We start from the raw sequence: 24,584 nt of genomic DNA on the forward strand, positions 1-24,584 counted from the left end.
AAGCCGCCTTATCATCAGGCACCCTACAAATCACCAGATCCAACTTACGACGTAAAAGGCAAACTCATGACCTTATCGCACGAAGAACAGTATCAACGCAGCTGGCAAGAACGCCAGGAAATTGCTGAAAACATGCAACCCATCATCGGCCGGTTATATCGCAATAAAGCGGTAGAGCTGGTGGTGTATGGCAAGCCGCTGGTTAACGCCACAACCATTGATATCATCAAAGCGCACAAAACTGTGGAACGTTTTGAACAGCAAAAACTGCGGTTACGTGAAAGCTTCCCCGTGCTGGAAGTGATTAGCCAGCTGAATCTGGCTCCAGGCCGGATTGACCTGGGTAAACTGGCGTTTGCCTACACTTATAAAAATGCTGCCGGTGATTTGAGCCTGCAACAATACCTTGAGCGTGAACTGGCTGATCTGTTAGATCACGACGACAACATTGTTCCGACAGATGTCGTGTTGTACGGCTTTGGCCGGATTGGCCGGTTGTTAGCCCGCCTGATGATCGAGCGTGCCGGCCCAAGCGCCAAACTTCGCTTACGTGCTGTGGTTGTTCGTGGTGGCCGTAAAGGCGATTTGGAAAAACGCGCCAGTTTATTACGTCGCGACTCTATCCACGGCCCATTTAACGGTAGCATTACTGTTGATCAGGAAAACGGCGGCATCAAAGCCAACGGCACCTTTATTAAAGTCATTTATGCCGATTCTCCCGAGCAGGTTGATTACACCCAATATGGCATCAATAACGCCTTAGTGGTTGATAACACAGGCATTTGGAAAGACGACCAAGAGTTGTCAATTCACTTTAAAGCCAAAGGCGCTGCGAAAGTTCTGCTAACAGCACCAGCCAAAGGCGACGTGAAAAACGTGGTTTATGGCGTCAACCATAAAATGATCAGCAAAGATGACAAGATTGTCTCTGCTGCTAGTTGCACCACCAATGCCATCACACCGGTGTTAAAAGCGCTGAATGATGAGTACGGCATTCGCAACGGCCACGTTGAAACCGTGCATTCTTATACCAACGATCAAAACCTGATTGATAACTACCATACCGCTGAACGTCGTGGTCGTGCTGCACCGTTAAATATGGTGATCACTTCAACGGGCGCGGCTTCGGCAGTGGCCAAAGCATTACCAGAGCTGAAAGGCAAATTAACCGGCAACGCGATTCGTGTACCAACGCCAAACGTATCAATGGCCATTCTGTCGTTGAACCTGAATAAAGAGACCAATCGCGAAGAACTGAATGCTTATTTGCAAAAAGTGTCGTTGTTCTCTGAATTACAGGATCAAATCGACTACACCAATTCAACCGAAATCGTTTCCAGCGATTTAGTCGGCTCACGTTATGCCGGTGTGGTTGACTCACAAGCCACTATTGCTGAAGGTGATCGTTGTGTGTTGTACGTTTGGTATGATAACGAGTTTGGTTACAGCACTCAGGTTATTCGGGTGATGAACGAAATGGCCGGTATCGCTTATCCGACTCTGCCATTGGCGCGTTAATACCATTTGGTAATGATAAAGCCGCATCATGCGGCTTTATCATTTTAAGGGCAGATGGATCTGTCCCGTTTAACCCGCTGTTGAACCAGTGTTCACGTTTTCAGCGTACAAGGATTGTGTTAACCTCGGCTTTTTTTACTAGTTTGGAATTCTTGCTCATGAAAATTACCTGTAATTTTGACAGCGGTAATATCGACGTTATTCAGGCTGACAGCATCGACAATATTCAGCTGGCGATCCGTAAAGACCACAATTCCGATTTTTATCAGTGGTTCCATTTCCGTTTGCATAGCAATAGTTTCGAACCCCATACCATTAAAATTACCAACGTTGCGACTTCCGCCTATCCAAAAGGCTGGGCTGATTATCAGGCAGTGGCTTCTTACGATCGTGAAATCTGGTTTCGGGTACCTACTGAATATGATGGCAAAGAACTGACTATTCATCATTATCCGGAAGCGCAGTCCTGTTATTTTGCTTATTTTGCGCCTTACAGTTACGAGCGCCATCAGGATTTGCTGGGACAATCACAAAATAGTGATTGGGTGCAGCTGGTCGACCTTGGTGAAACCATTGACGGTCGCGATATGAGTTTATTAGTTGTTGGCGAGTATGAAGCCGGCAAAAAGAAAATCTGGATCACGGCCCGTCAACACCCGGGCGAAACCATGGCCGAATGGTTTGTTGAAGGCTTGCTGGACCGGTTATTAGACGAAGACGACGGCGTTGCCCGCGAGTTACTCGATAAAGCGGTGTTCTACATAGTGCCGAACATGAACCCGGATGGCAGTGTGCGTGGCCATTTAAGAACCAACGCTGCTGGGGTGAATTTAAACCGCGAGTGGCAGACGCCATCGCTGGAAAAAAGCCCTGAAGTGTTTTTAGTTCGGCAAAAAATGCTGGAAGTGGGTGTCGACATGTTCCTCGATATCCACGGTGATGAAAATCTGCCTTACAACTTTGTCGCAGGCGCTGAAGGTGTTCCTTCTTACAATGCCAAAATGGCTGCGCTGGAAACCAACTTTAAACAGGCATTATTGCTGGTGACGCCAGAGTTCCAAACCAAATTTGGTTATGAGCTGGATGCTCCGGGCCAGGCCAATCTGACGATTGCGTCGACCTGGGTCGCCGAGCAATTTAAATGCCTTGCTTACACTTTTGAAATGCCGTTTAAAGACAATGCGAATTTGCCGGACGAACAATTTGGCTGGTCAGATGTCCGGTCAATGAAATTAGGGCAAGACACACTGATTGCAGTACGAGCGGTGGTTGATCAACTCTGATTAGTACAGCCCGATCTGGCACCTGCGGGTGCCATTTTTTTGGTAAAACTTTTTGGTAATATTTGGGGTAACGTAAGGCGGTGTTCCTGCCGGCAGGTTTGCAAGCCGTTGCTTTTCCTTTATAGTGCGCAGGTTAAAAGAGGTGCTGTTGATGGCGATAATAAATTGTCCGTTTTGCGGAAAAAAAGCTTCTGATAAATCAGCGGCTTGTGGAAGTTGTGGTGGCAAGTTAGGCGAAATGACTGCCGAAGAGTTAAGCCGCTTGCAACGTGATAAAAAAATGGCGGAAGGCCGCAATCTGAACAATCAAGCCATGATGTCGTTAGTGCTTTTCCTGGGCAGTTTTGCCTGGTATTACCAACGGCAGCCAGAGACAGCGTCGTTAGAACTGTATGGCGTGCAGAGTGCAATGTTTATCGGGTGCGCCTGGTATTTGGTCACTAAAGTGCGGATCGTTCTTTACAAGAGAAAGTAATATGGATTTTTTCTCGTTGGTCAGCGCGATGTCTGCTGACACCTATCAAAACCTGGTTGAAGCGGTTGCGACCAAACGCTGGGCCGACGGTACCTTACTTTCTGATCAACAACATGCCCATAGCATGCAATTGGTGATGGCCTATCAGGCTAAAATTTTGCGCTCGGACGAGCCTTTTACCATCGGCACTGACGGTCAGATGGTGGTGAAATCCAAAGCAGAAATGAAACTACAACTCGACGCGGCACCTGTTCTTCCAAAGGCCGTTCCCCAGACAGCATCCGTGTCCGATGACCAGGCTGCAGTGACTATCGCAAGGTTCGCACACGATGATCTTTAAACGTTGGTTTAAGCCAAAATGGCAACATGAAAATGCCGCTATCCGCCAGTTGGCGATTGCTGAACTGGACCAAAGCAGTAACGAACACAAAGAAATTCTGCATGAGTTGGCATTTAACGACGGTGCTGAAGCGGTTCGGAAAACGGCTTTAGAACGGCTGAATGAATTTTCACTGTGGTGGCAGGCCAGCAAGCATGAATCTGCTGATCGGTTAAAACAGTTCGCGGAGCAGCAATTAGTAGCGATGTTGCTGAATAATCAGGTGTCAGCGCAGCTGAAACAGCAATTTATTGCCGAGTGCCATCGCAGTAGTATTCTGGAAAAACTGGCGCATACCGAAGCGGACGCCAATATCAAATTTGCGTTAATCCAGCGCTTAGCGCGGGTTGATTTATACCTGAGTGGCGTGTTGGATGAAGGCTTAACGCTGAGTCAACGGCTGGAGTTATTGCAGCTGATCAATGACGATAAACTGCTGGAAAAACTAAGTCGGCAGGTCAGCGGTGAATTACTGACTGCAGTGCAGCAGAAAATCGCCATGCGCCTGGAGCAAAAACAAAAACCAGAGCGGGTTCGCAAGCAAGTGGTGTTGTTACTGGCGAAACTGAATTCAGTGCGCGAGAGCAGCGATATTGCACAAGCACAACAAAAACTGGCGTTGTATCAACAACAATGGGCTGACCTAGCCGATGATTTGTTGTGTTTAACTGACGTTGCTGAATTTTCTGCCAAATATCAAAAAGTTTGTTTGTTGACCGAAAATGCTTTTGCACCAAGACTGGCTGAGCTTGCTCTGATCCAGCAGCAACAAGCCGCTGCAGCCGCGTCACAACAACGTTATCAGGAACTTGCCGCGCAATTGACACAAGTTGCAACCCAAATTGCCACCGATTTAGCCAGCGGTGATCTGGATGCAGTTTCTGCACAGTCGCAGCAGGTAGCTTCGTTAGCCACGGCCATTGAAACTGCAGACTTAACCCAATCACAGCGTCAGCCACTAGTGCTTTCGCACAAAGCGTTGCAACACCAACTTGATCAATTGCCGCAATTAGCTGAAGCCTTAGCCCTGACCGCCCGGTTATTGGCGGAGCAGGCGGCCATCGGGTTACCGGCTACCGATCAAGATATCAATGCCGCCTATCAGCAGTTTAAACAATGGCAACAGCAATGGCAGCGTCAGGTTAAGGTGCTGAAACAGCTGATGCCACAAAGCTTCAGTGACAGCTATCAGCAGTTGTCGAAACAATGGCAGCAGCACTGTGAACCTTTGTTGGGACAGCAGGAAAAAATGCAGCGGCAGTTTAAAAGTAAACTGGCCGAATTTAAGCGGTTACATCAGGCAGGCAAATACAATGTGTTGTTTGGTCTGTTTAAAGGTATTGCCCGCGATTATCAAACTTTAACTGCTCAGAGCCAGCAACAGCTTGCCACTGAGTTTGAGCAAATCAGCAAGCAAGTTAACGATCTGGCTGACTTGCAGGCTTATATCGCTACACCACGCAAGCAGGAGTTGGTTGCTCTGATGCAACAATTGGCCGAAGCGACAGACGTCACGCCAGCAGACCGGGCGGCACAAGTGAAGCAAAGCCGGGCGCTATGGAATACCTTAGGTCGGGCGGAAGCTGCACTGGACGAGCCATTAAACGAGGCGTTTAATCTGGCTTGTGAACAGGCTTTTGCACCGTGCCGCGAATATTTCGCTGAACAGGATGCACTGCGACTGCAAAATGCTGCAGTAAAACTGGCAGTGATTGAACAACTTGAACAGCAAATTGCCACCGGTGTAACCGGCAAAGCACTGGATAGTTTGTTACAGCAAAGTCTGAAAGACTGGCAACAGACCGGTTCGGTTGAAAAAGCGCAGTTCGAGCAGTTACAACCAAGGTTTTCGCAACTGGTGAATCAGCTCAAGCAGCAACAAAAAACTGAGCAACAACAAAATGCCGAAGCCAAGCAACAACTGGTGACTATGGCAACGCAGTTATGCAGCGGTGAAAATAGCGAGCAGGTTGGTGCACAGCTAAAAGTATTACAGCAACAATGGAAAAACATTGGTTTTGCCGGACGTATTCAGGATCAGCAGTTATGGCAGCAATTCAGAGCAGTGTGTGATCAATGGTTTGCCAATCGCGAAGCGGCGAAGCAACAACAACAATCGGCTCAGGCGCTGCTTAAAGTACAGCAACAAGAACAGCTGACCTCAATAAGCACCTTGCTTGTTGATGCCAGTAGTCAAGGCGCTTTACAACAAGTACTGACTGAACTGAATCAGCTGTATGTCAGCGAAGATAAAGAGTTACTGGCGAAAAAACGGCAGCTGCAGCAACAAACCGAACAGAAAATTGCTGATGTGCAGGCTGCATCGGTGCACTTGGTTTATCGTCAGTTGTTCGATGCCCTCGCAGCGAACGAGCCACAGCCTGCTGAATTACCACCCATTTATCGGTTGGTGTTTAATCAGCAACAAGAAAAAACACTCAGCCGTGCCGATTTAACTCTGGCATTGGAATGGTCTGCAGGCCAGGCGTCACCGGCCGCAGAATCAAGCCGGCGCCAGCAGGTACAAATGTTGTTATTAACGGATAAGCACAATAGTGGCGAGTCGATTAATCAGGAACAACTGCTGGCCCGCTGGTTACAATTTGGACCGGTTACGGCAGACGAAACTGCGTTATTACAGCGCGTTCGGGCCTTGTATCTCCCAGACTAAGAGTGAATTGTTAACTCCGGGGTCAGAGTCAATTGTTAACAGATTTCTGTTAACAATTGACTCTGACCCCGAATGTTACGAAGTTAATTCACCTCTTAAATTACGTTGCATTAGGTTGCGAATTTCTGCTGGTTGTAGCGGCTGACTCAGCAAATAGTGCAGCTTGGTCAACGTCGCTTCGAGCGTCATATCAAAACCACTAATCACACCACTGTTTTTAAGGGCGTTACCCGTGGCGTAACCGTCCATATTGACCTTGCCTTTAAAACACTGGGTACAGTTGACTATCACGGTGCCACGCTCTGATGCTTCTCGCAGTGCTGCCAGCAATGGCTCAGCTTGCGGCGCGTTGCCGACACCATAAGATTTGATAATTAACGCTCGTACCGGCGCTGCCGCCATATTGCGGATCACGTCAACGCTGATCCCAGGATACAAAGTCACCACGCTGATCGGCTGCGGGGTGATTTGTGCGACTTGTAACGGCACATGACTTTGATGCTGCGAAAGCTGACCCGCTAGCATTTCAATATGAATACCGGCTTGCAGCAGCGCCGGAAAGTTAGGCGAGGCGAAGGCATTAAAGCCATCGGCATCGGCTTTGGTGGCACGATTGCCACGAAACAGCTGATTGTTAAAATACAAAGCCACTTCGGCAATTGGATAATAGGCCGCCAGATACAGCGAATTCAGTAAATTAACCTGACCATCAGATCGCAATTGCGCCAGCGGAATTTGCGAGCCGGTAACGATCACCGGTTTTGTCAGGTTTTCCAGCATAAAAGACAAGGCTGAAGCGGTATAGGCCATGGTATCGGTACCGTGCAACACTACAAAACCATCGTAATCGTCGTAATGCTCGCGGATATCCATGGCGATTTCCAGCCAATGCGCCGGGGTCATGTCGGATGAATCAATTACCGGATGATATTCATGAATATCAAATTCCGGCATTTCAGGGCGATAGAATTCCGGCATACTTTTCACGGTGTCGGACAAAAATCCCGGTACCGGAATATAACCATGATCGGATTTTTGCATACCAATGGTGCCGCCGGTATAAGCGACATAAATACGTTTTGCTGACATCAGGGTAAGGCTCATGTTTTTTTCTATTGTAAACCCTAACTTAGCGCTTTGTCAGGTTGGTTGGTGCAGCAGAGATGAAAAGCGATTTTTGTCGGATTAAAAGTATGCATATGAAATGGCACAGCGGTGTCACGTTAACTTGCATGGGCTTAGTCAGAAATAGAGCGAATTTAACTGTTTAATTTATATTTTGTTAATTTAATAATTTTAAATGTTGTCTATTGTTTTAATTTTAGGCTTTAATAGCTGAGCGGCGAGGGCTCGCCAACAAACCCAATGCTATTTCGACGATAAAAAGGAATTTAATCAGCATGGATCATCGCTCCATTAAGAACCGTGTTCAATCATTGGCCGTTATTGCGCTGTTTACCCTGTTTTCGCATCAAACCGCTTTTTCTCTCGAATTGTTACAATTGCCCACTGAATCGAATGCGACACAGGTAACTACGCAGTCAACACAAATAGATGGGACCGTAGGTCGTGATTTTATTGTTGCAGGTAGCACTCATACCCGAATTGTCGCCAGCAAGGGCGATGATTTTATGGTCAGTGGCACTGGCGCACAGATCTATGTCATCGAAAAAGGAGATGGCCGCGATGTCATTCATGACAGCGTTGGAAGTAACAAGGTTGCATTCGGCGAAGGGATCTTCTACTCCGAAGTCCATAAAGGGTTACTAAGATCCGGCAATGATCTGGTGATTCGGTTCGGCTTCAGCGAACAAATGTTAACAATCCGCTCGTTTTTTTCTATTGCCAATACCATCGACGAACTCCAATTTAAAAATGGCCAAAAGCTGACCAAAGCACAAATTTTTCCGCTTTTTGGAGTGAAAGCGCCAACAAAGACAGCGGCATCATTGGCGCTTAAACCAGGCACTTCGGGTGTGCCAACGCTTGTTGGAACCGATAAAGCCGACATTCTCATTGCCCGTTATGGCACAACTCAATTTAACAGTTTAGCGGGCGCAGATATTTTGGTTCCCCGAGGACCAGGTGTAGTGATGCCATTTGATGGAAGTAGTACCCAAAAGTTGATTGTGGCTTATGAGGGAAATAACGTCATTCAATTTAAACCAGATGTTGTTTTAGCTGATATTGCTGAAAGTTTGCAGAAAGTCGGCAATGATTTAATCATCGTCAATGCTAAAACTCAAAGCGAAATTGTAGTTTTCGAGTTCTTCATCCGTAGTCATACCCTCAGCAGTATTCGGTTCGAAAGCGGTGGTGAACTTTCAGCAAATCAAATTTTTGCGTATTTCAGTCTTACTCCAGCAACAAAAAATGACCGATTTTACATGGTTGCACCCACACAGCAGTTTGACCTAAATGAACCTGTGACAGGAGGAGAAAATCCAGATCCTTGCTCTGGAATAAATTGTGATATCGGGAATGACGGTGATTTCTCCAAAGTACAAAGCACAGAAACCGACGATTTGTTGATCGCAAATCTGGATAAAACCTTGTTTAACCCGGGTCTTGGCAACGATGTGATGCTGGGCGGCAAAGGTGATGATCGTTACCGTATTTATGCCGGTCACGGACATGATCTTATCGTTGATACTGAAGGCAAAAATGAACTGTTGTTTGGTGATGGTATCGCCAAAGCGAATGTGCTGGCTGGATTGAGCCGTGTCGGAGAGGATCTTGTACTCAGCTTAAATCTTGGAGCACAAACAATCAGAGTTCAGCAATTTTTCACCCTGCTCAATACCTTAGAAGTGATTAAGTTTCTCAATGGAGAATCATTAACCAGGCTGGAATTATTTCAGGCGTTAAATGCAACACCCCCTACAGCCAGTATGTTGAGCAGAAAACCAGCATTCGGTGACAAGACAAAAAATGTGCTGACAGGTACGACGGGGCCAGATTTGCTGGTCAACCGGATGGGTGTCGAGCACATCAAGGGCCTCGCAGGCAACGATATTATTGTTGTTCAGGGTTTTGGACCAGTCTACACGAATATCTATGAGTCGGAACGGACACGCGAAATTCAAATTGAAATTGAAAGTAGCAATGGTAAAGACATTCTATATCCACAAGGCGACCAATTTACAACGGTGTTGTTATGGATCCGCTCCGGACTCACACGAGCTCAAACTTTAAGTAAGCTCACTCGCTCTGGCGACGATTTAATCGTACCGACTAGTTCCAAAACCGATGAGGTTCGGATCCCACAATTCTTTAGCCGCAAAAACAATCTTACTTCGGTTGTATTGAAAGATGGATTCATAGATAAAGCAGAAATTTTTGAACTGTTTGCAGCGACTGAACCTGTTGCAACAGCAGATTTTAAGATTGCGGCGGCCGGTGCGGTGTTCCTCAATTGCGAAAGTTTAAATTCGTATTATCAGAACAACCCTCAGCTAAAAATTGCCGGCGACAGCAATATTGTTATTCAATCATCGGAATTAATCGCTGACCGCGTCAACGAATGGGCAGAATTTGATTTCAGCGCGTCAGCCAGAACCAACCATCTTTATTGTTTTAGTCTGGTCAATCCACCATCCAATATGCAAATGATTGCGGATACAGGGGCAATGGGCTGGAAACCACAATATGGCGACCCCAAAAACCAGCCAATTGAAGTCAAAGTGATAACAGACGCAATGAGCCAGGCTTCGGCGGTGTTTACTTTGGTGTTTAATTATGAAAACCGGCCGCCAAAATTCGAACATCAACCACGTACTCTTGCCTTTAAAGAAGTCGCGTTCAGAGATCTGGTGGTGATTTACGACTATGACAATTACAGTGATCCTGCAAGCTTTAGCCTGCTGCAAGCGCCACTAGGGTTAACTTTACATGCTGATGAAGATCATCAAAAAACTCATATCAAATGGACGCCGTCATCGGAACAAGTTGGTCAACATCAAGTGGTTATCCGGGTTGAAGATCGTTATGGCAAGTCTGCGGAGCTTTCCTACAGTATTGAAGTAAAAGAATTCCACACCTTGGCGTCTCTGCCGCCAGGACATTCGAAAATTCCCAAAACAGGTATTAGTACGTTTGAAAATCCCTGGGAAGATGGGGCCACTCAGCTGGGCACCGAGCGGGTTTTCGAACGGGATGATCTGCGGGAAGTGGTGGTAGATAAAGTCAATGGATTGATTTGGCAAGATGATGCCGCTGTTGAAACAATCAAGAGAAGCCCAGAGGCTGGTGTTAATTATTGCAATAATCTTGAATTGGGCGGGATTACCGATTGGCGTTTGCCTTCACGGCTTGAAATGTTGTATCTGTTAACTCAAAATCGCGATCGCAAAGTAACTGGGCCATTGATGCGTCCTATTGACTTTGCGTTTAAACACTTGGCAGGGGACTGGCAGTATTATGAAGATTACGTAACCCTTGCTCTTGAGGGGCCGATGTTTGGTTCGTATTTCAATTCTATTGAAAACAGAGTCGAATTCGCAACTCAGCGTTTACGAGCCATCAATCCAGATTTTGAAGAGCATGTGAGATGTGTCAGCGGTCTGGAGCAATTTCAGCCGGATTTTCAACGGCTGGAACCCTTGGCTGTGACTATTGATAAAACGAACAATCTAATGTGGGAAGACGGTCCTCAAATCGATCGCGAAAGAATACTCTGGCAGGACGCCGCTGCATATTGTGAAAATCTGAATTATGCCGGTTTTGACGACTGGCGCTTACCAAATATTAATGAATCGCACACCTTGCTGCTGGAGTTTGATGTTTACGGCGGGAAGAACACCGACGGCACTCGTCGCATGCCAACAGCCTTTAATTTTGTACCTACTTATGCAGGCTCTCAATGGTTGCCTTCAACCCCAGATACTGTTTTCAGATATCGCGATCATGGCAGCCATGAATTAAACACATTGGATGGTATAAACCACCAGAAGTCGGGTAGTAATGGCTCTCCTCGTTGTGTTCGAAGTTTTGTACATGTGCCAGGCATTCCTGCAGTAGCCCCCTACCAAACGTCAATTCGTGTGGGGCAGGAACTATTGTTGGATGCGAGTGCTAGTAGCGTACCAAACGGACATATTGAACGTTTTCAATGGCTGAATGTGAAGACAAAAGCTGTATTGGGTGACCAGGCCATCTTACGTACTAAGTTCTCGACTGTTGGGATGGTTGAGCTGAAGCTGACGATTTGGGATGCCAATGGCGTATCTGCTCAATACAAACCGAACATTAAAATCGAAGTGAAACCTGCTCTTGTCCATAAGTTTACTGTGTGTCCAGCCACACCTGTAGCAGATGATCGATCGTATAAAGCAATGTATCCGAAAGATAACATTCCTTGGACAGGTGGCTATGCTCCTAAGGTAGAGGACATCGCCCGGGCTTTTAATCATGCCCGCGCTAAGGACCCTTCTGTTCACCAATATCTGTTGATGCCAACTCAAGCCGTGTGGAATTCAATGAGTGAGGAGCAACAAGGCTTGTATCTGATAAATGCCGAACGAGTCGCCAGAGGCATAAAACCTTATTCAGGTTATGACGCTGCTGTGCGCAAAGTCGCATGGAACTACGCTAAATATATTCAAGATCGTAACCAAGTAATTGGTCACCATAATGATGGACGTACGCCACTAGAGCGTCTGTTGGCGCATGTTGACATTACAAACTTTGCTGATCGTTTTATTCGCATGGCTGAATCAATTTCATACGTCCCAGATCATGTTGGTGATGGTGTTCATTATCCGATGGCTAGTTCTGTCTATGCATGGTTGTATGAAGATAAAGACTGGTTTGCTGATTTCGGCATTACAGGACAACCATGGGGACATCGGGACCATTTATTGCAAACCGGATTAAACGACAATCATGGCGATGACAAAAGCGAAGGCGTTATAGGTTTAGCTACGCGACACTCATTTTATCAGCCTGGAGTAACACCGCCCACGGAACAAAGCACACTCATCGTTTTTAACACCATCGATCAGGGTCCGAATTGGGACGAATCCCGTATCGGTAAAGTGGATGTCAGTCAGGCGCAAGGCTGTCTGGTCAATCAACTGGATTTACCGGCTGATGATCCACAGCTGACGGGTCTGAAACAACTCACGGTTACCCCGGCAAATTTACATTTAGTGGTTGGCCAATCTTCAGCACTTACCGTCACCGGCATTTACCAAGATGGTAGTCAGCGGGATTTAAGCGCTTTGGTGCAATTTGAAGCCGACACTTATTCCGTTGCCTCAGTAAAAAATAGTCATGTCTATGCTGAGCGTAGCGGAACAACCACGCTATTTGCCAAAGCCGGTGCTATTGAGTCGAACCGGCTTTATATTACCGTGGGTGAAGCGACGGACACTTCCGTATTGGCGGGCACTGCTGCGGCACCATTGAGTGAATATATTGCCGACAATGCCACGGTACAAAACCTCAACCCAATGGCGCTGGCGGTCTTTAGTGGCTTAGTGACTGACCGGGATGGCCGACCGCTGCCTGATGTGGATGTTAGTTTATTGCTGGCTGCAGACTACGGTTCGGTCAAAACCAACGCCGATGGTCGTTTTATGCTGGCGGGCCCCGCTGGTGCGCAAACGGTGGTGTATCAGAAAACAAATCATCTGGTGCTGCAGCGCTCTGTTATTGCAACCAGCAGTCAATGGGCGGCTTTGCCTGATGTGATGTTACTGGAGCGAGACAGCAAACAAAGCTTTATCGACCTGACATCCGGCACCCCGCAAGTACATCAGTCGACACTGATCAGTGATGAATTTGGTGAACGCCGTGCCACTGTGGTCTTTAACGGTATCACCTCAGCCGAAATCCGTTCCAAAGATGGCTCAAGACGCCCGGTGCAGCAGTTTGCTTTTAGCGCAACCGAATTTGAAACTCCGGCATCAATGCCCGGTGAGCTACCGGTAGAAACTGCCTTTACCTGGGCTTCCGACTTACATGTTGCCGGCACACATTACACCGACTCTGTGCATTACAACGCTGATGTGGTGCTGTATTTAGACAATTTCCTGCAGTTCCCGGTGGGAGAAATAGTGCCAGTCGGATATTTCGACCGCAACCTGTCCAAATGGATTGCCTCACCCAATGGTGTGGTGGTTAAGCTGCTCGACAAAAACAGCGACGGTGTTGTTGATGGGATTGACTACAACGACGATGGCAATGCCGATGATGTAAATAACAATGGCAGTTCCACGGATGAAGCGATTGGCCTGGCAGGTTACCGCGCTGGTGATACGCTGTGGCGCGCTGCGTTTAAACATATGACACCTTATGATTTGAACTGGTCGGCTGCCGATGCGGAAGGGCCGGAAGCTATTGAATTGCTTGAGGGGGATACCGGCGAGGAAGATGAAAAGAACTGTGAGAATGCAAAGACGGGGTCTTTTGCCAACCCTTACCAACAGTCATTCCACGAAGATATCGCAATCGCTGGTACCGACTTACGGCTGCATTATTCCAGTCAGCGAACCTTTGGTTATCAACATAAAATCCATGTTGCGGTCAGCGGCGATAACATACCACCGTCGTTGGAGAAAATGATTGCCCGCTTTGAAATAGCCGGTCGGGTGTTTGAGCAGGAATTTAACCCGGCACCAAATGTGGAAGCCGAGTTTATCTGGGATGGTACACATCCTGATGGCAAGCGTGCCGAAGGCATTGTCAGCGGCCGTGTCAGCATCGGTTTTGAATATCCAACGGTATATTTAAGTTCAGGTAATGCCGCCACCAGCGGACAACCGTTGTCCAGCTTTCCGGTAGCCTGGGCGACACTGAGTGATGTGGTGACGCAAGTGCCAGGTCGGCAAAATGTGATTGCCTGGCAGCAGCGTGGTGTCAGTATTAAAAATACCTTTGACAGCCAACTGGCTGAAGGTTGGTCACTGTCAAATGTGCACGAGTTTGACCCTAAAGGTAAAGTCTATTTAGGTAGCGGTACTGTAGCTGATGTCGCAACCTCATCACTGATCTTGCGAACCGGTCAGACTTATAGCCATGTTGTGGGAGACGACGGCCATTATCAGGCAGGCGGGCGCAACATCGATTACACCATTAGCAGTGACAATACCATTATCGATAGAGTGACCGGCCTTGAATGGCAGAATCCTCGGTTACCGGAGCGATTCCGGTTCAAAGAACAAGCAGCCGCATATTGTGCAGCCTTGCCGACTAAGACCACTTTGCGATGGCGTTTACCCACACCAAAAGAAGTAGGCTACACCATTGATAAATCCGGGGCGAACAACACCCAGATCATCTACAGCATTACTCAGGCAAGGGATATGTGGCATCAGAATACCCTGAACGAAACCAACAGGCCTATTGCAGCAGTCTGTGTCCGTGGTGAAGATTTGGATGTCAGCACCATTACCGGCTTAACCCGTAATGCCAGTCTGGACGTTGTAGTGGATAAAAACAGCGGTCTGATGTGGCAAGACAGTGCAGACAACACCAGTGTAAAAAGGGATTGGCAGGGTAGCATTGCGCATTGTGAAGCGTCAGAGCATGCAGGTTTTGATGACTGGCGCCTGCCGAACGTGAACGAGCTATTTTACACTTTGCCAAATGCAGTGTTCCAGCATTACACCACTCTGCCAGTGGGTGTGTCATGGAACCCTCAAGCGCCGCATCGTAACCCCTACTGGACCAGCACCACTAATTTACAGGTTGATGACCAGGCCTGGGCGGTTGAAAGCAACAGCTTTAACAGTGAAAATTTCAAAAAAACGGATATATATCATGTGCGCTGTGTGCGTCAGGACAACACCTCGTCACGCATGCCATTTCGCTTTAACAGCAAAGGCCAGCATGTTGCTACCTTTGATAGTACAGCAGGTAAAGACTTAACCCTTTACCAATACAATGTTGCCGGAAAACTGAGCCAGATCAGTGACAGCTTTAGCAATACGCTGAATATTGAACGTGATAGTACCGGCCGTGTCACCGCGATTATCGCGCCAGACGGCCAGCGAACCCAGTTATTGATCGATCAGAATAATTTCTTGACCGAGGTTAAGTATGAAGATGGCAGTGATTTCCAGTTCTTCTACAACGAAAGAGGCTTGTTAAAGGAAAAAACCGATCCGAATGAATATGTATTTGGGCGGTTATATAACGCTGCCGGACGAGTAGAGCAGGTGACTGCACCTGAAGGCGCTAGTTGGCAATTCTTTGATCACCGTGACGCTCGTGGTGTCAACAGATATGGTTACCAGACCGCTGAAGGCAATGCCTACCAGAGTATTCGACAGGTGCTTGCCAACCGGGACATTCAAACCAGTACCACCAGCGAAAGTGGCGGCCAGACGGTGTATGTGCAAAGTGCCGACGAACTGACGGAAAGCAGCACCAGTTATGGCGTGGTGACGTTAGTTAAGAATGTGCTGGATAGTAAAACGTTGCGGCCAATGCCGAAGACGATAGTCACTACTTTTCCCAGTGGTTTAAGCAATACCAGCAGTATTAGCAAAACCTATGCAGAAAATGGTGCTGACACCGCTATTTATACCCTGACGGCGCAAAGCAATGGCAAAACCAGCACCGCCGAAGTTAACGCCCGTACTGGTATCACACAAAGTACATCACCCGAAGGGCGAACCAGCACCAGCTATCTTGATCTGCAAACCTTGCTGCTGAGCAAGCAAAGTGTGACGAGCTTGTTTGACAGCACCTTTAGCTATGACAGCCGGGGCCGTCTGAAGCAAAGCACGACTGGCGAGCGGCAGGTGCTATACAGCTACGACACTGCAGCGCGCGGCCAGGTCAGCAGTGTCACCGCAGCCGATGGCAAGGTAACCAGCTACCAGTATGACGACTTAGGCCGGGTCACCCGGGTGACATACCCGGATGGGCATAGCACCCAAACGCAGTATGATGCCAATGGCAACGCCGTCGCGGTGATAGTGCCAAGCCTGGAGCAGCATGATTTTACCGTGAATGGCATTGGCAATACCGCCAGCGAAACGCGGCCGGTGAACAGCACCACGCGTTATGTGTACAACCGTGACAAGCAACTGACGGCAATTGAGTTGCCATCGGGTGAGCGGATTGAGTACGGCTATCAGAATGGCCGTCTGGTCAGTACACAAATGCCGGAAGGAACCAGCGAGTATCTGTATCAGCAGGGTGACCAGCTGCAGGAAGTAAAGGAAGGCACTGAGAAGGTCAACTACAGCTACGACGGCAGCTTGCTGACGTCGATGCAATATAGCGGCGAGCTAAATAGTAGCCTTAGCTACGGTTACAACAATGATTTACAGGTTAATAGCTTAAGTTACGCCGGTGGCAGCACCAGTCTGAGTTACGATAAAGACGGCCTGGTGACTGGCATTCATGGCTTTGAAATCAGTTACCGCGCCGACAACGGCCTGCCAGAGCTGCTCTCGGACGGCAAGCTCAGCCAAAGCTGGTTGTGGAATGGCTATGGCGAAGCGACCAGCGTGCAGTATCAGTTAGATAACCAGGCCAGCAGCGGCTATCAGCTTGAATACAACCGAGTTGGACAAATCGTTCGTAAAACCGAGCGTGAGTTCGATGGCAGCGAGCGGGTGTTTGATTATACCTATGATGACAGATACCGTTTAACCGAAGTCAAACAAAACGGCACTGTGACGGAAGCTTATCAGTTTGATGCCAATGGCAACCGGGTTGGTTTTAGCAGCCTGCTGCGGGGGATTAACAACCAAAGTGCCAGCTATGCACAAGGCGACCAGTTGGCGCAAAGCGGCAATGCAACCTACACCTATGATGGCAATGGTCGGTTAGCCAGTAAAACCACAACTGAAAATAGCATCAGCACAGCCACCCAATATCAGTACAGCAGCAGCGGCCGGTTATTGGCAGTGACCACGCCGGAGAAAGCCATCACTTACCGGCACAATGCGCTGGGCCAACGGGTGGCGAAACTGGTCAATGGCGCTGTTACTGAAAAATACCTGTGGCAGGATTTAACCACACTGCTGGCGGTGTATAACCCGGATGACTCTGTCAAACAACGGTTTGAATACGGTTTAGGCCACACCCCGGTCAGTTTTACCCAAAGTGGTCAGCGGTATTATATTCAGACCGACCATTTAGGTAGCCCAAGGGTTATCAGTAGCGTCAATGGCTCCGTGGTCAAAGCCATCCGCTACGACAGCTACGGTAACGTCATTAGCGACAGCCATCCAGCGTTTGGAATACCGTTCGGTTTTGCCGGTGGTTTGTATGATGCGGATACCAAGCTGATTCGATTTGGTTATCGCGATTATGACCCGGAAACAGGACGCTGGACCGCCCGCGACCCGATAGGCTTTGCCGGTGGCGATACTAACCTTTATGGGTATGTGTTGGGGGATCCGGTTAATTCGATTGACCCTGAAGGATTGGCTGCATGTAAAGTTCTTTTTCCAGATTACCCGATTGAATATATCGATGGAAAAACAAGCACTTGGCTAGGTGGGCATGGAGGCGTCGTGGGCTATGACTTATCAGGTGTAACGAAGTATTACGAGTTTGGCCGCTACAACCCAAATATGCCAGGAGTTGTTGGAGTTGGTTTGGCGGCTGACCTCGGAAACGTCCGTCGAGTGCCTATGCCGAATCTTGTAATAGGTAAAGATGGTCGACCGACATCTAAGTCAATGGATATGTTGCGGGCAGCGTTGTCGCGGGACGCAGGTAAGGGGACGAAGGCTGAACTGAGTTGTAATGTCACAGTCAATCAAAATAAGGTATACGAACATGTAATGCGCTTTGCCGAAAGCGAAAGTCGGCCCCAATATAACTGGAAGCCATGGAGCGCAAACCACTGTCGAACCTTTGCTAAAGACGCCTTTAATGCAGGAATGTGAGTGAGGAATTATGAAGACTAAAATGATGACTTTTACGTTAATTGTATTACTGGTTGGATGTGTGGTGCTTGCATACCTGTGGATTGACCGTTCTATATCGCTGAGCTACGCGCGGCAGAGTGCTGATGTCGAGATCGCTGCGATGCGAAGGATGGAAAGGCTATTAGGCGACGCTTGGATCGACATGCCGGAGCAAGCGGTGCTCGAGAAGTTGCATGCCGACGCAGAGCGTCATCCGACGGAGATGATTGTCATTACAAAGGAAGAGAATGTCATTTGGTTTCATGACACTCGATTTAACTTCGAGCACGGCAAGTTAAAGAGCGTTGGCAATAGTCAAATTAGGCGAAATTGATGAGGAAACGTCAGAGCAGATTCTCGTAAAAGGATCTGTAGTCAATTCAGCTTGGTTTTTGCAAAAGCCTTCACTAAATGAAGGCTTTGTGTTTAAGGTCACTGCAGCCGACGGCAAGGTAACCAGCTATCAGTATGACGACTTAGGGCGGATCACCCGGGTGACTTACCCGGACGGTCATAGCACGCAAACGCAGTATGATGCCAATGGCAACGCCGTCGCGGTGATAGTACCAAGCCTGGAGCAGCATGATTTTACCGTGAATGGCGTTGGCAACACTGCCAGCGAAACGCGGCCGGTGAACAGCACCACACGTTATGTCTACAACCGTGATAAGCAACTGACGGCAATTGAGCTGCCAGCGGGTGACCGGATTGAGTACGGCTATCAGAATGGCCGTCTGGCCAGTACACAAATGCCGGAGGGAACCAGCGAGTATCTGTATCAGCAGGGCGACCAGTTGAAGGAAGTAAAGGAAGGCACTGAGAAGGTCAACTACAGCTACGACGGCAGCCTGCTGACATCGATGCAATACAGCGGCGAGCTAAATAGTAGCCTGAGCTACGGTTACAACAATGATTTACAGGTTAATAGTTTAAGTTACGCCGGTGGCAGCACCAGCCTGAGTTACGATAAAGACGGCCTGGTGACCGGCATTCATGGCTTTGCTATCAGCTACCGCGCTGACAACGGCCTGCCCGAGCTACTAAAGGACGGCAAGCTCAGCCAAAGCTGGTTGTGGAATGGCTATGGAGAAGCGACCAGCGTGCAGTATCAGCTGGATAACCTGGCAAGTACCGGCTATCAGCTTGAATACAACAGCGTAGGGCAAATTGTTCGCAAGACCGAGCGCGAGTTAGATGGCAGCGCGCTGGTGTCTGATTACACATACGATGACAGATACCGTTTAACCGAAGTGAAACAAAACGGCACTGTGACGGAAGCTTATCAGTTTGATGCCAATGGCAACCGGATTGGTTTTAGCAGCCTGCTACGGGGTGTTAACAATCAAAGTGCCAGCTACACACATGGCGACCAGTTGGCGCAAAGTGGCAATGCAACCTACAGCTATGATGGCAATGGCCGGTTAGCCAGTAAAACCACAACTGAAAATAGCATCAGCAAAGCAACCCAATACCAGTACAGCAGCAGCGGCCGGTTATTGGCAGTGACCACCCCGGAGAAAGCCATCACCTACCGGCACAATGCGCTGGGTCAGCGTGTAGCCAAACTGGTCAAAGGCGTCGTCGTGGAAAAATACCTGTGGCAGGATTTAACCACACTGCTGGCGGTGTATAACCCGGATGACTCTGTCAAACAACGGTTTGAATACGGTTTAGGCCACACCCCGGTCAGTTTTACCCAAAGTGGCCAGCGTTATTACATTCAAACCGACCATTTAGGCAGCCCACGGGTTATCAGCAATAGCAGTGGCGTCGTGGTCAAAGCCATCCGCTACGATAGCTACGGTAACGTCATTAGCGACAGCCATCCGGCGTTTAATCTGCCGTTCGGTTTTGCCGGTGGTTTGGTTGATGCGGATACCAAACTGATTCGTTTTGGTTATCGCGATTACGACCCTGAGACAGGACGCTGGACCGCCCGCGACCCGATAGGTTTTGCCGGTGGGGATACTAATCTTTATGGGTATGTGCTTGGGGATCCGGTTAATTTCATGGACCGAGGCGGCATGGCTGGGATGGATTGGCTGTGGGGAGCAATCTACAATGCAACTGGCGGCGCAACCCTACCACAAGGTGCTGTGGATGCTGCAGCGGGGTTTGGTGATGGGATTGTGTCAGCTGTAACTCTTGACCTAGTTGATTTAGGAACTGTAAGAGAAAAATTTGGTACTGATGGTTCCGTAAATAAAAATTCTTCTCATTATAAATCATCGAAAAAAGTTGGTGAGGGGTATGCTTCGGGAGTAAGTTTGGCGGGGGCAGCAAGGTCTGGCTATTTGACTTACCACGCGAGAAAAAAAGCGTACGCATGGCGAACAAATAGTAAAACTGCAAGAAAAACCAGAGCCAAAAAAATTGCCAATGCAGGTCAATATAGGCCAATTATTAGCGGAGTAATTTGGGATCTGACTGGTGGGGCCGGTGTTGCCGCATGGCTTGATCTGTTTGACGTTAACATGAAAGAGACCGCTTCGGACTTCTACGATGGTATGTCATCATGCAACTAAATCTAATTGGTATCTTTGGAAAACCTTCATTATTTTTCTTGTTTGTAAGTATATTTCTGGTGGCGTTTCTTTCGTTTGATTTTTACATGGTGCTATGTTTCGGAGAAATAATGCAACTGAGATCAGCTAAGTATGTTCAATATGATGCTGGTGCAGCGAGTGCTTTTGTTTTTTTCCTGGCTTTGCTAATAAAAGTTCCATCATTTTTCATCGCCCTCATGTATGTATTTTTTTGTATGGCGAGATTTAAGCAGGGACAATTTACAAAGCAGGCCAATACAGAGGCTCGAGGAGATTGGAAACCTTGGGCTGGGTCTAAAAATAGGAGCGAAAAAGTCCAACATAGACGTTTTAAAAATAAACAATGATTTGTTTCGTTGACATGATTTTTGCTTTAGCTACCGCGCCGACAACGGCCTGCCATCGCTGCTGAAGGACGGCAAACTCAGCCAAAGCTGGTTGTAGAATGGCTATGGTGAAGCGACCAGCGTGCAGTATCAGCTGGATAACCTGGCAAGTACCGGCTATCAGCTTGAATACAACAGCGTAGGGCAAATTGTTCGTAAAACCGAGCGTGTGTTAGATGGCCGCGCGCTGGTGTCTGACTACACATACGACGACCGATACCGTTTAACCGAAGTCAAACAAAATGGCACTGTGACGGAAGCTTATCAGTTTGATGCCAATGGCAACCGGATTGGTTTTAGCAGCCTGCTGCGGGGGATTAACAACCAAAGTGCCAGCTACACACAAGGCGACCAGTTGGCGCAAAGCGGCAACGCGACCTACAGCTATGATGGCAATGGCCGGTTAGTAAGCAAAATCATGAGCGACAATAGCATCAGCACAGTTTTTGAAAAGTCACCTTCGGGTTGATGCACGCAGGCATTCCCACCACGAAACTGGCTTTCTCCTGCAGCAGAGATGTAATCCGCTGCTTTTAGCACCAATTAAGCCCGCTCTGGTGAAAAGCTGAGCAAACAGACGTTGTTGTCATAAAAAGCGCTTTACAAGTTTTGTCAGAGTTTTTATTATGCCGTCCATCGCGGAGAGATGGCAGAGTGGTTTAATGCACCGGTCTTGAAAACCGGCGAGGGTTAGTAGCCCTTCAAGAGTTCGAATCTCTTTCTCTCCGCCACTTCCTACTCAACCACCTTCGGGTGGTTTTGTCGTTCCTGGGCGGTTGAATTTCAATAAATGCGAGCCGCAAGATACAACCTTTACTTCCTCCGCTACTATATTCCACGGTGCTACTTTGCCATAGCAATCTGTAGTTTGCTCAGCTATGCTAGCCGCAATTGATTCACTGCGTTTCTTCGACCCTTTCGGTGGTATTGCAATTGATTAACATTTTGTTGGTTGATGATCATGAGTTGGTCCGAACCGGGATCAGCCGCATTTTAAAAGATGAACGTGGCCTGCGGGTCGTGGCGGAAGCCAGTTCCGGCGAGCAAGCCGTGCAATATTGTCGCAACGAAACCACCGATGTGATCCCACCTGATGTCGTGCTGATGGATATGAATATGCCCGGTATTGGCGGTATGGCGGCAACTAAACGCATTTTGCATTATTGCCCGGATATTAAAATTCTGGCGCTATCGGTGTCGTTTGAAGAGCCGGTGCCCACCAAAGTGATGCAAATGGGCGCTGCTGGTTTTATTTCAAAAAATGCGGCGCCAAAAGAAATGATTGATGCCATCCGCAAAGTTGCAGCAGGGCAGCGTTATATTTCGGACGAAGTAGCGCAAAAAATGGCGCTTAGTAAAATCCAGTCCAACAGCCAAAACCCGTTTGATGAATTATCAGAACGTGAATTGCAAATTATGTTGATGATCACCAAAGGCGGTAAGGTCAATGATATTGCCGATCAGCTAAACGTCAGCGCTAAAACCGTAAACTCTTATCGCTACCGGATGTTTGAAAAACTCGGCATCAGCGGTGATGTCGAGCTGACGCATCTCGCGCTGCGCCACGGCATGATCGATATTGTCTAATATAAGCGTGTTTAAGTTGTTGTTTTTGCTATGACCACATTTGATGCCAAAGCTTTTTTAGCCACCGCGCCGCAACAACCCGGGGTTTACCGGATGTTGAATAAGCAAGAAGTGGTGATTTATGTAGGCAAAGCCAAAGATTTAAAAAAGCGGCTGGCCAGCTATTTCCGTAGCAATGTACCTGGTGTGAAAACCCGAGCCTTAGTCAGCCAGATTGCCGCCGTTGAACTGATTGTCACGCACAGCGAAACTGAAGCGCTGATTTTAGAAAACAATCTGATCAAGCAGTTCATGCCCAAATACAATGTGCTGCTGCGTGATGATAAATCCTACCCATTTATTCTGCTGACCGATCATAAACACCCCAGACTGACGTCGCATCGTGGCCCGCGTAAAAATGCCGGCCAGTATTTTGGGCCATATCCAAGTGCCGGTGCGGTTTGGGAAAGCCTGAAACTATTACAGAAAATCTTTCCGGTGCGCCAATGTGAAGATGGGTTTTATCGCGCCAGAACCCGACCATGTTTGCAATATCAGCTGAAACTCTGCTCGGCGCCATGTGTTGGAAAAATCAGTGATGAGGCATATGCCGAACAAGTGCGTTTAACCCGGCTGTTTTTAAGCGGAAAAAATCAGTTAGTGATTGATGATTTGGTCGCCTTAATGGACAAAGCCAGCCAGGGCCTGGAGTTTGAACAGGCAGCGCAGTTACGCGACCAAATTGCGGCGCTGCGAAAAGTGCAGGAGCAGCAAACGGTCAGTGGCGATCAGGATGAAATGGACGTCATTGGTTACCACTATTCGCACGGCGTGGCGGCGGTGCATGTGCTGTTTGTGCGGGATCGGAAAATTCTGGGCAGTAAAACCTATCATCCGAAAGTTCCTGCCGATACCGATCCTGATGAAATTCTGCCGGCGTTTATCCTACAGTTTTATTTAAACGGCATCAGTGGCCAGACGATTCCGCGCGATATTGTGTTGGGACAAGAGCTGCCGGATGCCGAAGCGATTGCCAATGCGATTGGGCAGTTGGCCGAGCGCAAGGTGAACTTGCTGGCGGTAAAACGCGGTGAAAAAGCCCGTTATTTGTCGTTGGCCGAAAAAAATGCCAAAACAGCCTGTGATAGCAAGTTATCCTTTGGTTTGCAGATGGCGGTGCGATATTCACAGTTGAAGAAGTTGCTGCAACTCGATGATATTCAGCGGATGGAGTGTTTTGATATCAGCCATACCATGGGGCAACAAACCATTGCTTCTTGTGTAGTGTTTAATGGCGAAGGGCCGGATAAAAGTGAATATCGACGGTTTAATGTCGAAGGTATTACGCCCGGTGATGATTACGCCGCGATGCAGTTTGCGATGAATAAACGTTATGGCAAATTGCAGGACGAAAGCAGGGTACCTGACATTGTGTTGATTGACGGTGGTTTGGGTCAGCTTAATCAGGCAGTGAGCTTTTTTGAAACCTTTCCCTTGCATAAAAAGCCATTGTTACTGGGCGTTGCCAAAGGCACCAGTCGTAAGCCAGGGCTAGAAACGCTCATTTTACCAGGTGGGAAAGAAATGAGTTTGCCGCCTGATGCACCAGCGCTGCATCTTATCCAACAAATCCGCGATGAAGCGCATCGGTACGCCATTACCGGCCATCGTAATAAACGCGGTAAAAAGTTGCTGCAAAGCCCGTTAGAAAATATTGCTGGCATAGGTGAGAAACGCCGACAAGCTTTGTTACAATACCTCGGCGGTTTGCAAGGCGTAATGAAAGCGACAGTTCAGGAACTGGCGACCGTTCCCGGCATTTCCAAAGTGCAGGCCGAAGTTATATACTCGGCTTGTCATAATAAGAATTAAAAAATATCTGAG

General features: G+C 48.1%; 13 protein-coding genes and 1 tRNA gene. 13 read left to right on the top strand and 1 reads right to left on the bottom strand.

All coding sequences use genetic code 11. The annotated features are described in order from the left end of the window. Window positions 1-66: 66 nt before the first annotated feature. The 5 genes from A5320_RS12425 (at window position 67) to A5320_RS12445 (ending at window position 6,326) form a co-directional block, all read left to right on the top strand. Window positions 67-1,518, top strand: coding sequence for a glyceraldehyde-3-phosphate dehydrogenase (locus A5320_RS12425; protein WP_068065170.1), 1,452 nt, complete (start codon window positions 67-69; stop codon window positions 1,516-1,518). 158 nt (window positions 1,519-1,676) lie between these two features. Then, window positions 1,677-2,801: a M14 family metallopeptidase gene (locus A5320_RS12430; RefSeq protein ID WP_068065172.1), complete on the top strand. Its 1,125-nt coding sequence runs from the start codon at window positions 1,677-1,679 to the stop codon at window positions 2,799-2,801. A gap of 151 nt (window positions 2,802-2,952) precedes the next feature. Continuing rightward, the gene (locus A5320_RS12435) at window positions 2,953-3,276 is read left to right on the top strand and encodes a hypothetical protein (protein ID WP_068066697.1); all 324 of its coding nucleotides are present in this window, start codon (window positions 2,953-2,955) and stop codon (window positions 3,274-3,276) included. A gap of 1 nt (window position 3,277) precedes the next feature. After that, window positions 3,278-3,616 carry a YeaC family protein gene (locus A5320_RS12440; RefSeq protein ID WP_082971744.1) on the top strand — a complete coding sequence of 113 codons (339 nt, stop codon included), beginning with the start codon at window positions 3,278-3,280 and terminating at the stop codon, window positions 3,614-3,616. Then, window positions 3,606-6,326: a DUF349 domain-containing protein gene (locus tag A5320_RS12445; RefSeq protein ID WP_068065178.1), complete on the top strand. Its 2,721-nt coding sequence runs from the start codon at window positions 3,606-3,608 to the stop codon at window positions 6,324-6,326. The genes A5320_RS12440 and A5320_RS12445 overlap by 11 nt, the downstream gene beginning before the upstream one ends. 75 nt (window positions 6,327-6,401) lie before the next feature. Here A5320_RS12445 and ansA read toward each other — a convergent pair whose 3' ends face one another. Then, the gene (gene ansA, locus A5320_RS12450) at window positions 6,402-7,430 is read right to left on the bottom strand and encodes an asparaginase (protein ID WP_231916723.1); all 1,029 of its coding nucleotides are present in this window, start codon (window positions 7,428-7,430) and stop codon (window positions 6,402-6,404) included. 296 nt (window positions 7,431-7,726) lie between these two features. On the opposite strand from ansA, the gene A5320_RS12455 reads away from it, so the two are divergent. The 8 genes from A5320_RS12455 to uvrC all read left to right on the top strand — a co-directional run bounded on the left by A5320_RS12455 (window position 7,727) and on the right by uvrC (window position 24,572). Continuing rightward, on the top strand, window positions 7,727-18,181 hold the full coding sequence (locus A5320_RS12455) for an Lcl domain-containing protein (protein WP_068065183.1): 10,455 nt from the start codon (window positions 7,727-7,729) through the stop codon (window positions 18,179-18,181). Between the two features lie 22 nt (window positions 18,182-18,203). Then, window positions 18,204-18,536 (top strand): Imm58 family immunity protein, encoded by a 333-nt coding sequence (locus tag A5320_RS12460; protein ID WP_197490103.1) that lies wholly within the window; start codon window positions 18,204-18,206, stop codon window positions 18,534-18,536. 88 nt (window positions 18,537-18,624) lie between these two features. Next, entirely contained in the window at window positions 18,625-20,727 is a 2,103-nt protein-coding gene (locus tag A5320_RS12465; RefSeq protein ID WP_197490104.1) for an RHS repeat domain-containing protein, read from the top strand. Further along, a complete protein-coding gene (locus A5320_RS12470) occupies window positions 20,718-21,095 on the top strand; it encodes a hypothetical protein (RefSeq protein ID WP_068065188.1) in 378 nt (125 codons plus the stop codon). Before A5320_RS12465 ends, A5320_RS12470 begins: the two co-directional genes overlap by 10 nt. A gap of 121 nt (window positions 21,096-21,216) precedes the next feature. Next, a complete protein-coding gene (locus tag A5320_RS12475) occupies window positions 21,217-21,603 on the top strand; it encodes a hypothetical protein (RefSeq protein ID WP_068065190.1) in 387 nt (128 codons plus the stop codon). A gap of 171 nt (window positions 21,604-21,774) precedes the next feature. Further along, a tRNA-Ser gene (locus tag A5320_RS12480) sits at window positions 21,775-21,865 on the top strand. 202 nt (window positions 21,866-22,067) lie between these two features. Next, window positions 22,068-22,721, top strand: coding sequence for a UvrY/SirA/GacA family response regulator transcription factor (gene uvrY, locus A5320_RS12485; protein ID WP_068066700.1), 654 nt, complete (start codon window positions 22,068-22,070; stop codon window positions 22,719-22,721). A gap of 30 nt (window positions 22,722-22,751) precedes the next feature. Then, window positions 22,752-24,572, top strand: a complete 1,821-nt coding sequence (uvrC, locus tag A5320_RS12490) for an excinuclease ABC subunit UvrC (RefSeq protein ID WP_068065194.1) — start codon at window positions 22,752-22,754, stop codon at window positions 24,570-24,572. Window positions 24,573-24,584: the final 12 nt, after the last annotated feature.

Source organism: Rheinheimera sp. SA_1, from assembly GCF_001669775.1.
Classification (GTDB): Bacteria; Pseudomonadota; Gammaproteobacteria; order Enterobacterales; family Alteromonadaceae; genus Pararheinheimera.